The sequence below is a fragment of the Streptomyces sp. NPDC006743 genome (assembly GCF_040703815.1).
GTDB lineage: Bacteria > Actinomycetota > Actinomycetes > Streptomycetales > Streptomycetaceae > Streptomyces.
This window is the reverse complement of the sequence record NZ_JBEYJA010000001.1, coordinates 147,282-161,766: the sequence shown is the minus strand read 5'-3', so window position 1 is coordinate 161,766 and position 14,485 is coordinate 147,282. Positions and strand designations below refer to the sequence as shown.

Here is a 14,485-nt window from a genome sequence, read left to right as displayed (position 1 = left end):
GTCCGCCGCGCGGTGCACGACAGGAGCCGGTGAGTCACCGAGGGTACCGCCTCTACAGGACCGGCCCCCTGCGCGGCGGGGCCGTCCTCCGGTCCCGCCCGGGCCGGCCGCCCGGGCTCTCGGCGATCGCCTCCGCCAGCGGCTTGCGGGCCAGGTCGGGCACCTCGCAGTCGGCCGCGGCGTAGCCGACGGGGAAGAGGATGTAGGGCCGTTCGTTGCCGGGCCGCTCGCAGATCTCGGTGAGGAAGCGCATCGGGTTGGGCGTGTGGGGCAGGGTGCTCAGCCCCATCGCGTGCAGGGCGGCGATGAACAGGCCGCACGCGATGCCCACGCTCTCGTTCACGTAGTAGTTCTTGCGCAGCGAGCCGTCCGGCAGCACCGTGCTCTTCTCGGCGAAGCAGACCACGATCCACGGCACGACGTCGAGGAAGGACTTGTCCGCGTCCGTCTCCAGACGCGCGAGCGCGGCACGCCACTCGGGCGGGATCCGCCCGCCCTCGTAGTTGACCTTCTCCTCCTCCTCGGCGGCGAGCCTGATGCGGTGCCTGGTCTCGGCGTCACCGATCACGGCGAACTTCCACGGCTGGAAGTGGGCCCCGCTGGGCGCGGTGTTCGCGGCGGCCACGGCCAGGTCGACGCACGCGCGCGGGACCGGCTCGTCGCTGAAGAACCGCACGCTGCGCCGGCGGTCGAGGAAGGACACGAAGTCCTTCCCCCGCCGGACCGTCTCGGCCTCGTCGTACCGGTCGGGCCGGTAGGGGACGAACGGGTGGGTGTGCTGCCTCACGACTGCTCCTCATGGACCGGGAGCCCACAGCGTGGGCCGCCGGCAGCCGAACGGGCAACAGACTCCGCACGCCGTTGCTAATCTGACAGCTAATGAGGCGTGCAGGTGCCTCACAGGTCACAGATCGGCAGGAACGGTGGCACGGCAGGGACTCGACGCGCTCGACGGCCGGATGCTGCGCCTGCTGCGGGAGCGCCCGCGAGAGGGCCTGCTGGAGATCGCCCGCCGGCTCGGCGTCGCGCGCGGCACGCTGCAGGCCCGGCTCGACCGGCTGACCGGCTCCGGCGTGGTGACCGGCTACGGACCGGACGTGGACGTCGCCGCTCTCGGCCACGGGGTCCAGGCGTTCACCACGTTCGAGGTGGACCAGCCCGCCCGCGAGGCCATCACCGCCCGCCTGCGGGCCGTGCCGCAGATCATCGAGGCGCACATCGTGACGGGCCCCGGCGACATCTGGTGCCGCATCGTGGGCGTGAGCAACCAGCACGTGCAGCAGGTCATCGACCACGTCCTCGAGGTCCCGGGCGTCCGGCGCAGCACGACGGTCATCGCACTGAGCACGGTCATCCCTCACCGGGTGCAGCCCCTGGTCGACGAGGTGGCCGGTCTCTTAGGAGACCAGGAGACACACCTGCGGTAGTCCGGCGGCGCGTTCACTGTCTGGCCGTCACACGGTGAGGACGAGCGTGACGTTGTGCCCGCCGAAGCCGAACGAGTTGGCCAGCGCGGCGGACCACCGCCCGGTGCGCCGCTCGCCCCGCACCACGTCCAGTTCCACGCGCGGGTCGGGTTCGTCGAGGTTGCGCGTGGCCGGCACCGTGCCGTCCGCGAGCGCGAACAGCGCCGCCATGGCGCCGACCGTTCCGGAGGCGCCCACCATGTGACCGGTCATGGACTTCGTCGCCGTCACCGCGGCATGGGTTCCGATCACCCGGCCGATCGCCTCGGCCTCCGCCAGGTCACCGGACTCGGTGGAGGTGGCGTGGGCGTGCACGACGCCGATGTCCGCCGGGGCCAGGCCCGCGTCGCGCAGCGCGAGTTCCATGGCGAAGGCCTGGCCGTCGGCGTCGGAGGCCGTGATGTGGTGCGCGCTCGAACTCACGGCGCTGCCGGCCAGCGTGCCGCGGGCACGTGCGCCACGGGCCCGGGCGAACCCGGCGCGTTCGAGCACCATCATCCCCGCGCCCTCACCCATGACGAACCCGGACCGTCCGACGTCGAACGGGCGGGACACGGTCTCCGGGTCCGCGGACCGCGTCGACAGGGCCTTCATCTGGGCGAACGCCGCGAGGGTGAAGGGGTGCAGGCACGCCTCCACCCCGCCCGCCACGACCACGTCGGCCCGCCCGCAGCGGATCAGATCCTGACCCAGGGCCAGTGCCTCCGCCCCGGACGCGCAGGCACTCACCGGAGTCCTGGCGCCGCCCTTCGCGCCCAGGTCCATGCTCACCCAGGCGGCCGGCCCGTTCGGCATCAGCATCGGGACCGCGAACGGGGACATGCGGCGGATCCCGGCACGTTCGAAGACGTCGTCCTGCCCCAGGGTGGTGAGGACGCCGCCGGTGCCCGTGCCGATGACGACGGCGAATCGTTCCGGCTCGACCTGCGGGTTCCCGGCGTCCCGCCAGGCCTCGCGCGCGCTGAGGAGGGCGATCTGCTCAGCGCGGTCGAGCTTCCTGGCCTCGGTCCTCGGCAGCAGGGAGGCGGGATCCACCGTGAGCCCGGCCGCGACGTGCACGGGGAGGTCCGCGGCCCACTCCTCCTCCAGGAGGCGCACCCCCGACCTGCCCTCCAGCAGCCCCGACCAGGTCGACGGCGCGTCGGCCCCCAGGGGCGTCATCGCACCGACGCCCGTCACCAGCACCTGATGGTCACGCGTCACGCGAGCCTCCTCCAACTGTGCGGATCCCACAGAGCACCTGACGTGCCCTCGGAGCGATCATGCCAGCCTGAGCAGGGTCAGTCAGGAGGTGAGGTGACCGAATCACCGGCGAGAGATTGTCACTTTCCGACAATCCATGGGGGGCGGGGTGGCGCGGCCCGGCGAGCGGGCCCGGCTCCGACGGCCCTCGGTCCCGCCCCGCTCCGGTCCCGCCCGCTCCGACCCCGCCCCGGGGGGGGGGGGCCTGGGCGTGAGTGCGTGTGCCGCGCCTGGGACACTGGTCAAGATCCACCGGGTCACGGGTCTGTCCCAGCGGGCGGCGCTGTCCGGCAGGCGTGAAAGGGGCGCTCGCGGTGGCGGCGGGCGTCGCGCGCCGAGGCGTGTCACAGGGATGTATCAGCGGGCGCCGGCGGGGAACGGCTCACCGTGACCGACCAGTCCTGTCGGTCAGAATCGCTCGCCGGTACCGAGACTCCCGCCGACCCGCACGGAGGGGTACGGACTTGTACCGAACGGCCGGTCCCCACAACCGAACTGAGGAAAACGATGCGCGTTCACAAGCTCACCTTCGCCGCCCTGGCCGTCGCCGCGAGCCTCTCGCTCACCGCCTGCCAGAACGACGACGGCGGCACGACGGGACAGAGCGACCCGTCGGCCGCGTCCACCGCGTCCTCCTCGGACGGCGGGACGGGAGCGGGCGGCAACTCCGGTCAGGGCGGCGGCGCGCAGGACTCCGAGGGCGCCGGCTCGGCCGGGAGCGGCACGGCGGGCAAGAGCTCCTCCGGGCAGGGCACGGCCGCGGGCGCCGGATCCGACGCGGCGGGCACGACCGGCAAGGCCGCCAGGTGCCGTACCGACGAGCTGGAGATCACGGCGGCGGACACCACCATCGACGGCGACCCCGACCGCACCGTAGCCGTGACGATGAAGAACCGCGGCGGCCGGGCCTGCACGATCTCGGGGTACGCGGGTGTCGACCTGAAGCTCAAGGAGGGCTCGCTGTCGGCGAAGCGCACGGGTGAGAAGGCCACCTCGTCGGTCCTCGAGAACGGGCAGTCGATCGCCTTCGGCATCCACTACCCGACCAACGACACGGGCGGTTCCGGCGTCCGCGTCACGGGGCTGCTGGTGACGCCGCCGAACGAGACCAGGACGGTCACCCTCGCGTGGCCCGGCGCCGCCACGCTGCCCGTCACGGACAGCACCACCTCCCGGGTGACGGTGGGCCCGGTGGGCAGCGCCGGCCAGGGCGGCTGACCGCACGTCCGGCCGCCAAGGCGCCGCGGGCCGCCGCACACCGGCCCGCGGCGAGACGCGCCGCACCCCGCATCCGGGGCCGCCGCCCTGCCTGCTCCTCCTGAGAGGACCGGGGCATGGCTGATTCCCGAGGGGGCCTTTCGGACTCGACGACGAGGGGCGCGCGGACCCTCTCGGCCGACCGGCACTCCCGCACGGTGCCGCAGGCATGGGGTCCCGGAGCCGGTGTCAGACGGCTGCCAGGATCTCCACGCCGAGCACCTCGAGCTGTTCGACGACGGTGTCGCGGGGACCGGCGTCGGTGATCAGGCCGCTGATCCCCTCCCAGGGCAGGACGCGGAACGGTGAAGCCGTGCCGATCTTCTCCGAGGAGGCGAGGACGTAGGTGTCCGCGGCCCGTGCCGACAGGGCGCGCTTCATCGCCGCCTCCTCGGCGTCTCCCGTGGTCAGTCCGGCCTCGGGGTGCACCCCGGTGACACCGAGCAGGAAGATGTCCGCGGACACGTTCTGCGCGGCCTCGACCGCGGCGGCACCGCAGGTGACCGCCGAGTGCTTGAAGAGGCGCCCGCCGAGCAGGAAGAGCTCCGCCCGGGGATGGTCGAGCAGCGCGGCGGCGATCGTGGGGCTGTGGGTGATCACCGTGCAGGAGAGGTCCCGGGGGAGCGCGCGGGCGACGGCGAGGGCGGTGGTGCCACCGTCGAGGATCACCGTGCCGCCCGGGCGCACCAGCCCGACGGCCGCCGCGGCCACCTTCCGCTTGCCGTCCGGGGCCACCGCCTGCCGGGCCCCGTAGTCCGCCACCGCCGGGGAGACGGGCAGCGCGCCGCCGTAGACCCGCTGGCACAGCCCCTCGGCGGCGAGATCGCGCAGGTCGCGCCGCACGCTGTCCTCCGAGATGCCCAGCTCGGCGGCGACTTCCTTCGCCACGATCTTTCCCCTGCGGGCGAGCAGGGCGAGCAGGTGCTCCCGCCGTTCAGCAGCCAGCATTCACGTTTCCCCTTGCTCAGGTCCCGCAGCGTCAATACTCGTGCCTGTTCTTGCACGTTTCTGCATGTATCTTAGCGGCTGTGACCGACCATCCCCAGCTCGTCGTCCCCGAGGAGATCCGTGTGACAGGCCGACCGGGCATCGACATCCCCGACCACCGCGGGCGCACCGGCCTCGACCGGGCCGGCCGCGGCCTCGACCGCAACCCCGGCGTCCGGGTGCGCGACGTCGAACTCACCTCCCGGGGCTGGCACGTCCTGCGCCGCACCACCTTCGACTACCGCCGCCGCGACGGACGGTGGGAGACCCAGCAGCGCGAGACCTACGACCGCGGCAACGGCGCCGTCGTCCTGCCCTACGACACCGCGCGCGGCCGCGTCCTGCTCACCCGCCAGTTCCGCTACCCGGCCTACGTGAACGACCACCCCGACGGCATGCTCGTCGAGGCCGCGGCCGGGCTGCTCGACGCGGACGACGCGTACACCGCGGTCCGCCGCGAGAGCGCCGAGGAACTCGGGGTGACCCTCGGTCCCCTCACCCACGTCCTCGACGCCTACATGAGCCCCGGCTCCGTCACCGAGCGCCTCCACTTCTTCGCCGCGCCCTACACCCCGGCCGACCGGACCGGGGACGGTGGCGGACTGGAGGAGGACGGCGAGGACATCGAGGTCCTCGAACTCCCTTTCCCGCAGGCCCTGGACATGACCCGCGACGGCCGCATCGCGGACGGCAAGACCATCCTGCTCCTCCAGTGGGCGGCCCTGCACGGACCGTTCGCCCCGCGGCGCGACGGGCAGGAGCCGCACACCCGGTGAAGTTCAGCTGGACGGTGACGGGGCGTGCCCGAACGCGCCGGCGTGATCGGCGACCCACCGGGAGAACGTCCTCGGCGGCACCCCGAGCACGTCGGACACGGCGGAGGTGACGTGGGCGGGCCTGCCGAGCGTCGCGCGCCAGGCGGTGAGCAGCATGTCGACGACCGGCCGCGGTGCCTCCCCCTCCGTCCGGCTGCGGAACTCCTCCGGGGACAGCTCGCTGAACCCGACCGGGCGTCCCAGGACCTTCCCGATGATCTCCACCTGCTCCGCCTGGCTCAGTGACTCGGGACCGGTGAGGACGTAGTCACCGCCGGCGTGCCCGTCCTGGTACAGCGTCCGTGCCGCGACGGCCGCGACGTCCCGGTCGTCGACGGGTGCGGTCTCGGCGGCGCCGTAGGGCCACCGGACGACATCGCCGGCGCGGACGGCGGGACCCCACCAGGCCGACGAGTTGGACGCGAGCATGCCCGGCCGGACGACCGTCGACTCGATCCCGGTGGCCGCGATGAGCCGCTCGATCCCGGCGTGCAGCGCCGCCATGGGGTTCGGCTGCTGGAAGAAGGGGTGCGGTGTCCGGTGCGGCGAGGAGAGGAAGACGACGCGCCGGGTGTGGGCCGCCAGCCGCTCGACCACCGCCTCGGCGGTCGCCGGCGGCGCGGTCCACAGGAGGAAGACCGCGCCGGTGCCCCGCAGCGCCCCGTCGAGCGAGGCGGGCACGGTGAGGTCGCCGGTGACGGCTTCGACGCCGGCCGGCAGCGTCGCCGCCGCTTCGGCGCGCCGCGTGAGGGCGCGGACCGGCACGCCCGCGCCGAGGAGCTGGTCGATGACCGCGCGTCCGATCCGGCCGGTGGCTCCGGTGACGAGCACCGGGGGCATGGAGGGCCGGGCCGAGGGGGAGGCGGTGTCCGCTGCGGGAAGGTCTGAACGAGTCACCCGGGCATCAAAGCGTTACCGGGTTAAAAAAGCAACCCAGTCAAGAATGTTATGCTGAGCGGGTGACCGAACCGACGGGGCTGCGCGCCCGCAAGAAGGCGCGGACCCGTGACGCCATCGCCGAGGCGGCGGTCTCCCTGTTCCTGGCGCACGGGTTCGACCAGGTCTCGGTCAGCGACATCGCGGCCGCGGCCGAGGTCTCCAAGCCCACCCTCTTCCGGTACTTCCCCACCAAAGAGGACCTGGTGCTGCACCGGTTCGCGGACCACCAGGGTGAGGCCGCGCGCGTCGTGCGTGAGCGGCGGCCCGGCGTCTCCCCGACGGTGGCGCTGCACCGGCACTTCCGGGCCGGTCTCGACCGGCACGAGCCCGTCACCGGCCTGTGCGACCATCCCGCGGTGGTGGACTTCCACCGTCTGGTGTTCACCACGCCCAGCCTGGCGGGACGGCTCACGCAGTACATGCTCGAGGACGAGCAGGCGCTGGCGGAGGCCCTCGATCCGGGGCCGGACGTCCAGGCACGGCTGAGAGCGGCCCAGGTGCTCGCGGTCCAGCGGGTGCTCGCCCGCACCAACTGGCAGAAGATCGCCGACGGCCGCACCGCCCGCGACGTACACCCCGAGGCCGTCGCCGACGCCGATCAGGCCTTCGCCAGGCTGCGGTGACGGGCCGGCTCCTTCGGCGTCGAGCGGCCGAAAAGGCCTCGTCCGCCCCGCCGCTGCGGATGATCCCGCGCGGCGGGGAGTTCACCGGCCTCCCGGCGAGGGGCCGCGCCGGGTCACGGGCGCGGCGGGCAGGAGCGGAGGAAGTCGAGGAGGGCCGCGTTCACCTCGGCCGGACGTTCCTGCTGGGTCCAGTGTCCGCAGCCCGCGAGCGCGACAGGCCGGCTCCGCAGGCCGGGCATCCGGTCGGGAAGGCTCGCGATGAGTTCGGGCGCGCCGGGGAAGGCGGGAACGGGGTCGCGGTCGCCGTACACGTACAGGGCAGGCGTGGTCACGACCGCGTCGGCCCACGGCGCGGTCAGTTCCCAGTTGCGGTCGAGGTTGCGGTACCAGTTGAGCGCACCGGTGAAGCCCTCGGAGAAGCTCTCGGTGAGCGCGTCGAGGTCGTCCTCGGTGAGCCAGCCGGGCAGCGTCTCGGGGTCCGGCATGGCCGCGAGCCAGCCGCGCTCCGGGTCGACGAGCGGCTGCTTCACACCGCCGGGAGCGTCACCCGAGGCCGAGTAGATGAACTTCCGCAGCGCTGTGCGCGTGTCCCGCCCGAACTCGGCGTCGGCGACACCGGGGCGGTTGAAGTAGTTCCAGTAGAAGCGTCCGCCGAACGCCCGGTCCATGGCGGCCAGCGGCGGCTCCTTGCCCCGGAACGGCGGCGGCACACTCAGCCCCGCCACCCCGAGGACCATGTCCGGGCGCATCAGCGCGGTGTGCCAGGCCACCGGCGCCCCCCAGTCGTGCCCGACGACGTACGCCCTCTCCTCGCCCAGCGCCCGGACCAGCCCGACGACGTCACCGACCAGGTGCAGGATGGTGTACGCCCCCACGTCGGCGGGGTGGTCGCTGCGGCCGTAGCCGCGCTGGTCCGGCGCGACGACGCGGAATCCCGCCTCGGCCAGCGGACCGAACTGGTGGCGCCAGGAGCGCCAGGACTCGGGGAAGCCGTGCAGAAGCACGACCAGGGGGCCTTCGCCCTGCTCGGCGATGTGCAGCCGGATCCCGTTCACAGGGACCACGCGGTGTTCGACCATGGGCCGAGCGTACGCGCCGTCGCCCGGCGCGGGGGGCGCCTTCCCGGCCGCCGGTTCCCGCCGCGCCGCCACCGTTCAGCGCCCGTGCGGCGGATCAGGCCGCAGGGGACTCACGGCGTCTCATCGGTCCAGGTCAGCGGGGCCGGTGCGTGCAGCAGCAGGCGGAGGAGGGAACCGGCGCGGCGCGTCGGCGAGTGACGGCGGCGCCGCGGGCGGGCGTGCCGGGCCCCGCGTCGGGCGCGTGATCCGCCGGACAGGGCCAGGCCCGTCGTCGGATTCCCGCCTGCCCCGCGACGCCTGGCACGCCCGCTCGCCGCACCGCACGAAAGCCCGGGTACACCCGGTACGCGGACTTCCGCCCGGCACGCCGGGCGCACGCACCGGCCGCGGGGCCGCCCTCCGGGCGACGACGGGAAGGTGACGACGGGGGCCTAGAGTCGGACGCCATGCGCATACTCGTCGTGCAGCACGACCCCGGCCTCGCGGCACTGATCCGCGGGTGCCTGCTGCGGATCGGCTTCGACACCGACACGGCCGCCGACCTCGCCGGCGCCGACCGCAAGCTGGGCGGGGGCGCCTGCCACGGCCTCGTGGGCGACCGGGCGCAGCCCGACGGCGACGTCCTGCGCCTGGTCGCCGCCCACCGCCGGGCCGGCTGGAGCCGCCCGGTCCTGATGCTCACCGCGCTCGACTCGTACGCCGAACGGGTGGCCCTCGTCGAGCAGGGCGCCGACGACCACCTGGTCAAGCCCTTCACCACCGCCGACCTCACCTCCCGTGCGCTCGCCCTCTTCCGCGCCCCCGTGGTCGTCGGCCACGGGTCCCGGCTGCGCTTCGGCGACCTGGAACGGTCCCCGCACGACGGCCGGTTCACCCGCGCCGGGGTACCGCTGTCCCTGACCGTCGCCGAGGAGGCGGTCCTCCAGGCCCTGATGCTGGCGGGCGGCGCGCTGGTCACCCGTGACCGGCTGGCCATGTGCTGCGCCGGCGACGGGCAGCCGCCGGACGCCGACGCGGTCGACGCACTGATCGGCCGGCTCCGCCGCCGGCTCGGCCGGCCGGACCCGGTCCAGAGGGTCCGCGGGATCGGCTACCGCCTCGTCGACCCCGCCTGAGACAGCGCCCTCGGCGGACCGGGCGCGCGCCCGGACCGTTCCCGCGTCCGGGCGCGCGGCCGCCGGCGGAGGGGGCCGGCGACGGCGGGCGCCCCGCGGCACAGGAGCCGCCCCGCGCGCCGGATCGCGGCGGCATCCGAAGCCCCGGCCCGGACCGCACGGGGGCGCCCCACACTCCGTACCGCCCCGTGCCAGGATCATGGACGGGCCTGGTCGGCCCGGCCGCCGGCGCCCGGCACGCCGGCAGCCGTCGCACAGCCCGGCGCGGCGCCCTCAGCGGGCCGGGAGCCCGTCCCGGCCGGATGGGGGCGCGGGGCGCGAGGCATGCCGTAAGGTCCCGCCACGAGGGGCCGGCGCACGGGGAGCCGCGTCACCCGGGCGGGCACCGTACCGCCCCGCGGCACCGCGTGCGCGCCGCCGCCGCCGGCCGTCCGGCCGGTGCGGTCGCGGGCCGGGGACGACAGCACTCGGTCGCGATGACCGGCCGGCACCACCGCCTGCCGGTCCGGCCCGCGCGGCGGGCACACCGAGAGCAAGGAGAACCCTGATGGAAACCCGCGAACTCCAGCGCCTCTACGCGGACCTGACGACCCCTCACGTCGCCGACGCGATCACGCGGCTTGGCATCCCCGTGCGGCACGCCCCCGCCGGCGTACGTCCGCTGTGGACGGGCTTCCACGTCGTCGGCCCGGCCCGGCCCGCCCGGCACTTCGGCAGCGTCGACGTGTTCCTGGAGGCCATCGGGCACGCCCGCCCGGGGGACGTGCTCGTGGTCGACAACGGCGGACGGGACGACGAGGCGTGCGTCGGCGATCTCGTCGCCCTGGAGGTCCAGCGCGTCCAGCTGGCCGGAATCGTCATCTGGGGCCTCCACCGCGACTCCCGCGAGCTGCGCGACATCCGCCTGCCGGTCTTCAGCCAGGGAGCGCTGCCCGTCGGCCCGCAGCGGGTCGATGCCCAGGAGCCCGACGCGCTCACCCGGGCGCGGTGCGGTGACGCCACGGTCACCGGCGAGGACGTCGTGCTCGGCGACGACGACGGGGTCCTCTTCTTCCCCGCCGGCCGCGCCGCCGACATCGCCGGGGCCGCGACGGCCATCCGCGACACCGAACGGGCCCAGGCCACCCGGATGCGGCTCGGTGAGACCCTGCGCGAACAGACCCGGTTCGCCGACTACCTCGCCGTCCGCGACAAGGAGGGCATCACCTTCCGCCGGCACCTGCGCGCCATCGGCGGTGCCGTCGAGGAGTGAGAGACCGGGAGACGGCGTTCCCGGCCTCCCGGAGACCGCCCGGCCGCAGTCTTCGGCCGCCGGCCCCGCCGGCCCCGCCGTCCGGGCCGGCGGGCGGGCAGGGGCCGGCGGACCGTTCCTCCGACGCCCGGGAGGAACGAGGGCAGTCGGCATCGCCTCTTCGGGCAGTCATCGTGCCCCATGGCTTACTGACTCGGCGCCCCTGTCACGTTTAACGTCCGGGAGTGAGCCTCTGGACTTCCCTCGAACCCGCATCCGCGACCGTGGACCCGGGTGGTACCACGACCGTGCGGCTGCGTCTGCGCAACACCGGCGACGTGGTGGACGAGTACCGCTTCGAGGCGGTGGGCGCTCTCGCCCCGTGGGCCGTCGTGGAGCCGCAGTCACTGCGGTTGTACCCGGGGACGACGGGGACGGTGGAGCTGACGTTCGCCCCGCCGCGTACGCCGGACGCGACGGCGGGGCCGAACCCGTACGCCGTCCGGATCACGCCGACCGAGCATCCGGAGGCGACGACGGTTCCGGAGGGGAACCTCACCATCACCCCGTTCACCGAAGTGCGGGCGGAGTTGGTGCCGCCGACGGTGAAGGGCCGTTTCCGCGGCCGTCCGCGACTGGCCGTGGACAATGTGGGCAACACGAAACTGACGGCTTCGGTGAGCGGCAGCGACAACGGTGACCAGTTGTCGTACGGCATACATCCGAGCAACGTGCAGATCGAGCCGGGCCGCGCGGTGTTCGTGAAGACCACGCTGAAGCCGCGCAAGCTCATCTGGTTCGGGTCGGCGGAGCAGCGCCCCTACACCCTGGCGGTGCAGCGGTCGGGCGTGCCCCCGCTGGACGTGGAGGGCACCTACGTGCAGCGCGGTCTCCTGCCGCGCTGGCTCGCGGTCTTCCTCAGTGTCTTCACGGCGCTGGCGGTCACCCTCGTGATGCTGTGGATCTCCCACCAGCCCCGGGTCGCCACCGCCGCCACCGAGAAACTCCAGGAAGCCGGCACCAGCACGCTCCAGGCCGCCCCCTCACCGCTCCCGAAGGCGCCGGCGTCCCCGCCCGCCGACGCCGTGACCGCCCCGCCGGCCCCGTCCCCGACCCAGCAGGCGGGCGGAGCCGGAGCGGGGGACGAAGACGCGGCGGGGGGCGGTGGGTCCCAGCAGAAGGAGAAGAAGGAGAGCAAGGCACCGGAGCGGACCGCGGCGACCGCCGTCCAGGAACGGGCCGCAGAGGATCCGAGCGGACGGCACATCTGCTACCGGGTCTACACGCCGGGCAACGGCTGGTCCGACGCCGTGTGCGACGGCGAGACAGCGGGCTCGGCGGGCTCGGGGATGCCGATCAAGGCCGTCAACATCGCCGTGTCCGGGACCAAGGGCACCTCCAGCGGCGCCTTCGTCCACGACCCGGAGTCGACCAATGGCGAGGGACACTTCCCCAAGCCGTGGTCGAGCGCCGTCGACGGCATCGACAACTACGTCGGCAGCACCGAGAAGGACGCCCCGAGCATGCTGGGCTTCACCATCAACGTCGACGGCGGCAAAGGGACGGTCTGCCAGTCCTCCTACGTCCACAACGACACCTGGCTCGGCCTGGCGTGCGACGAACCCGGGACCGGATACCCCTTCACCTACGCCGGCACCCACGACAACGCGTCGTGGATCGAAGCGGTCAAACTCAAGGTGTGACCCGGACCGTCACGCCGAGCGCCGACCGGTTCCCTCGCCGTCGGTGACTGGCCGGCCGACGGCCGTGCGGACCTTCTCGCGACGGGCGGCGACCGGCTGGTCCAGTACCAGGGGGCGGGCACGGGCGGCCTGCGGCGGGCCCCGTGGGACAACGCCGGTCGGTGGGGTCTGGACAGCGGCGCCTTCCGACGTGGCAGACCCGTCGCCCCGTACGGGCCCGGCACTGCGGTGCCGGGCCCGTACGGGTGGGGCGGGACTCAGGCGTCGCCGTTGAGCATGGCGGCGGTGAGTACGTTGCCGGCGACGCCCCAGCCGCCGTCGGGGACCTCGTCGACGAGGACGACGGTGGTGGGGCGGGCGCGCTCACCGTAGATCTCGGCGTACAGATCGGTGGTGCGCTCGACGATCTTCTTCTTGTCCTCGGCGCCGAGGGTGCCGGCAGGGACCTTGAAGTGGGCGAAAGGCACTGGGTTCTCCTGGGATCGATTCCTGTTTTCTTCCGCGCGCGGTGCGCGGTGCGCGTGCGCCGGGCGTGGTCGCGGTCGTCAACGGTGACGGCGAGGGCCGTGGCTGCGGCGATGACCGGGAAGGGCTTGCGCGCACGTCTCCAGAGTGAGCGCTGCTGACCGGCGCAACCAGGGGACGTCATCCCCTGGGTCGCCACCCCGGCCGGGCGCAGAATGGGGGCCATGGGTTCTGCGAAATACACCGAACTGGGGTCCTTTCTGCGGTCGCGGCGTGAACGCATCCGCCCGGCGGAGGTGGGCCTCCCCACCGGGCCCCGCCGCCGGGTCCCCGGGCTGCGGCGCGAAGAGGTCGCCCAGCTCGCCGGGGCATCGGTGGACTATTACAACGAGCTGGAGCGCGGAGCCGGATCCCAGCCGTCGGAGCAGATGATCGCCGCCCTGGCCAGGGCGCTGCGGCTGAGCGCCGACGAACGCGACCACCTCTACCACCTGGCCGGCCGTCCGGTGCCGGTGCACGGCGGGGCCGCCTCCCACGTCCACCCCGGCATGTTCGACCTGCTCCAGCGCCTGACCTCGACACCGGCGCAGGTCATCACCGACCTGCACGTCACCCTGGTGCAGAACCCGCTCGCGGTGGTCCTGCTCGGGGACCAGTCCGGCTTCCGCGGTGCCCGGGCCAGCTTCATCCACCGCTGGTTCACCGAACCCGAAGCCCGGCAGCTCTATCCCGGAGCCGACCACGATGCCCAGTCCCGCGCCTTCGTCGCCGATCTGCGGGCGGCCGCCGCACGGCGGGACGCGAAGGACACCGAGGCCTCCTCGATGATCGGCACGCTGCTCGACACCTCGCCCGAGTTCGCCGCCCTCTGGGCCTGCCATGAAGTGGCGTTCCGGCGGGACGACCGAAAGCGCCTCAACCACCCGGCGATCGGTCTGGTCGAGGTCAACTGCCTCAGCCTGTTCAGCGAGGACGGCCGGCAACGACTGCTCTGGTTCACCCCCGCGGTCGGCACGGACAGCGCCGGCCTGCTCGACCTGCTCACGGTCATCGGCACCCAGGACATCGTCGACTCGGCCCGCTGAAGAGCGCGTGCCTGCCGCGGGTGCGGCGCGTCACCGTGCGTGTGGTCGCTGCGGAGGGCCGCCCGCCGTGTCCTGGCCGGCAGCGCCGGTAGCCTGCCCGCATGACCGACGAGAACGAGCGGGCCGTGCGGGCGGCCGTCGAGGGGGAGATGCGGCTGCTCGATCCCGGGGTGCGCGCTTCCCCGGACCGGGTCCTGGAGCTACTGGACCCGGAGTTCACCGAGATCGGAGCTTCCGGACGCCGCTGGGACGTGGAGTCCATCCTCACGGTGACGAGCGGCGGCTCGGTGTCCCCGGAGGCCCCGGTCGCGGTCAGCGAGATGTCCGGGGTCGTGCTTGCTCCGGGCGTCGTGCACCTGACGTACTTCGCCGACCACCAGGGCCGTCGGGCATGGCGCAGCTCTCTGTGGCGTCTGACGGAGACGGGCTGGCGGCTGTACTTCCACCAGGGCACCCTGACCGACTGAACGGACGCCGC

Annotated in this window: 15 protein-coding genes; 9 read left to right on the top strand and 6 right to left on the bottom strand. The window is 73.8% G+C overall.

The annotated features are described in order from the left end of the window. Positions 1-52: 52 nt before the first annotated feature. Positions 53-787 carry a nitroreductase family protein gene (locus ABZ719_RS00675; protein WP_366723070.1) on the bottom strand — a complete coding sequence of 245 codons (735 nt, stop codon included), beginning with the start codon at positions 785-787 and terminating at the stop codon, positions 53-55. A 136-nt stretch (positions 788-923) separates the two neighbouring features. Here ABZ719_RS00675 and ABZ719_RS00670 point away from each other — a divergent pair, with 136 nt between their 5' ends. Continuing rightward, complete coding sequence (locus ABZ719_RS00670) at positions 924-1,427, top strand: Lrp/AsnC family transcriptional regulator (protein WP_366723069.1); 504 nt, start codon at positions 924-926, stop codon at positions 1,425-1,427. Between the two features lie 27 nt (positions 1,428-1,454). On the opposite strand, the gene ABZ719_RS00665 is transcribed toward ABZ719_RS00670, so the two are convergent. Beyond that, on the bottom strand, positions 1,455-2,669 hold the full coding sequence (locus ABZ719_RS00665; RefSeq protein WP_366723068.1) for a beta-ketoacyl-[acyl-carrier-protein] synthase family protein: 1,215 nt from the start codon (positions 2,667-2,669) through the stop codon (positions 1,455-1,457). A gap of 546 nt (positions 2,670-3,215) precedes the next feature. Here ABZ719_RS00665 and ABZ719_RS00660 point away from each other — a divergent pair. Next, complete coding sequence (locus ABZ719_RS00660; RefSeq protein ID WP_366723067.1) at positions 3,216-3,926, top strand: DUF4232 domain-containing protein; 711 nt, start codon at positions 3,216-3,218, stop codon at positions 3,924-3,926. A gap of 228 nt (positions 3,927-4,154) precedes the next feature. Here ABZ719_RS00660 and ABZ719_RS00655 read toward each other — a convergent pair whose 3' ends face one another. Next, positions 4,155-4,913, bottom strand: a complete 759-nt coding sequence (locus tag ABZ719_RS00655) for a DeoR/GlpR family DNA-binding transcription regulator (RefSeq protein ID WP_366723066.1) — start codon at positions 4,911-4,913, stop codon at positions 4,155-4,157. 122 nt (positions 4,914-5,035) lie between these two features. Between ABZ719_RS00655 and ABZ719_RS00650 the strand changes: the two genes are divergently transcribed. Next, positions 5,036-5,728, top strand: coding sequence for an NUDIX domain-containing protein (locus ABZ719_RS00650; protein WP_366723234.1), 693 nt, complete (start codon positions 5,036-5,038; stop codon positions 5,726-5,728). A 3-nt stretch (positions 5,729-5,731) separates the two neighbouring features. Here ABZ719_RS00650 and ABZ719_RS00645 read toward each other — a convergent pair whose 3' ends face one another. Then, entirely contained in the window at positions 5,732-6,664 is a 933-nt protein-coding gene (locus ABZ719_RS00645) for an NAD(P)H-binding protein (protein WP_366723065.1), read from the bottom strand. A 62-nt stretch (positions 6,665-6,726) separates the two neighbouring features. On the opposite strand from ABZ719_RS00645, the gene ABZ719_RS00640 reads away from it, so the two are divergent. Continuing rightward, on the top strand, positions 6,727-7,329 hold the full coding sequence (locus ABZ719_RS00640; RefSeq protein ID WP_366723064.1) for a TetR family transcriptional regulator: 603 nt from the start codon (positions 6,727-6,729) through the stop codon (positions 7,327-7,329). 113 nt (positions 7,330-7,442) lie between these two features. On the opposite strand, the gene ABZ719_RS00635 is transcribed toward ABZ719_RS00640, so the two are convergent. After that, on the bottom strand, positions 7,443-8,408 hold the full coding sequence (locus ABZ719_RS00635) for an alpha/beta hydrolase (RefSeq protein WP_366723063.1): 966 nt from the start codon (positions 8,406-8,408) through the stop codon (positions 7,443-7,445). A gap of 446 nt (positions 8,409-8,854) precedes the next feature. Here ABZ719_RS00635 and ABZ719_RS00630 point away from each other — a divergent pair, with 446 nt between their 5' ends. The 3 genes from ABZ719_RS00630 to ABZ719_RS00620 all read left to right on the top strand — a co-directional run bounded on the left by ABZ719_RS00630 (position 8,855) and on the right by ABZ719_RS00620 (position 12,457). Beyond that, entirely contained in the window at positions 8,855-9,523 is a 669-nt protein-coding gene (locus ABZ719_RS00630) for a response regulator transcription factor (RefSeq protein WP_366723062.1), read from the top strand. A gap of 547 nt (positions 9,524-10,070) precedes the next feature. After that, positions 10,071-10,775: an RraA family protein gene (locus tag ABZ719_RS00625; protein ID WP_366723061.1), complete on the top strand. Its 705-nt coding sequence runs from the start codon at positions 10,071-10,073 to the stop codon at positions 10,773-10,775. A 224-nt stretch (positions 10,776-10,999) separates the two neighbouring features. Beyond that, on the top strand, positions 11,000-12,457 hold the full coding sequence (locus ABZ719_RS00620) for a hydrolase (RefSeq protein WP_366723060.1): 1,458 nt from the start codon (positions 11,000-11,002) through the stop codon (positions 12,455-12,457). Positions 12,458-12,714: 257 nt separating this feature from the next. Here the strand turns inward: ABZ719_RS00620 and ABZ719_RS00615 are convergent, their stop codons facing one another. Next, positions 12,715-12,924, bottom strand: coding sequence for a 4-oxalocrotonate tautomerase family protein (locus ABZ719_RS00615; protein ID WP_366723059.1), 210 nt, complete (start codon positions 12,922-12,924; stop codon positions 12,715-12,717). Positions 12,925-13,146: 222 nt separating this feature from the next. Between ABZ719_RS00615 and ABZ719_RS00610 the strand changes: the two genes are divergently transcribed. Together ABZ719_RS00610 and ABZ719_RS00605 are read left to right on the top strand one after the other, a co-directional pair. After that, a complete protein-coding gene (locus ABZ719_RS00610) occupies positions 13,147-14,007 on the top strand; it encodes a helix-turn-helix transcriptional regulator (RefSeq protein ID WP_366723058.1) in 861 nt (286 codons plus the stop codon). Positions 14,008-14,108: 101 nt separating this feature from the next. Then, the gene (locus ABZ719_RS00605; protein ID WP_366723057.1) at positions 14,109-14,474 is read left to right on the top strand and encodes a DUF4440 domain-containing protein; all 366 of its coding nucleotides are present in this window, start codon (positions 14,109-14,111) and stop codon (positions 14,472-14,474) included. Positions 14,475-14,485 lie beyond the last annotated feature (11 nt).

What these genes read in the sequence shown, in the direction of transcription:
- ABZ719_RS00660 (WP_366723067.1), top strand. Translation starts at nt 3,216, where the DNA reads ATGCGCGTTCACAAGCTCACCTTCGCCGCCCTGGCCGTCGCCGCGAGC.
- ABZ719_RS00655 (WP_366723066.1), bottom strand. Translation starts at nt 4,913, where the DNA reads ATGCTGGCTGCTGAACGGCGGGAGCACCTGCTCGCCCTGCTCGCCCGC.
- ABZ719_RS00635 (WP_366723063.1), bottom strand. Translation starts at nt 8,408, where the DNA reads ATGGTCGAACACCGCGTGGTCCCTGTGAACGGGATCCGGCTGCACATC.
- ABZ719_RS00630 (WP_366723062.1), top strand. Translation starts at nt 8,855, where the DNA reads ATGCGCATACTCGTCGTGCAGCACGACCCCGGCCTCGCGGCACTGATC.
- ABZ719_RS00625 (WP_366723061.1), top strand. Translation starts at nt 10,071, where the DNA reads ATGGAAACCCGCGAACTCCAGCGCCTCTACGCGGACCTGACGACCCCT.
- ABZ719_RS00610 (WP_366723058.1), top strand. Translation starts at nt 13,147, where the DNA reads ATGGGTTCTGCGAAATACACCGAACTGGGGTCCTTTCTGCGGTCGCGG.
- ABZ719_RS00605 (WP_366723057.1), top strand. Translation starts at nt 14,109, where the DNA reads ATGACCGACGAGAACGAGCGGGCCGTGCGGGCGGCCGTCGAGGGGGAG.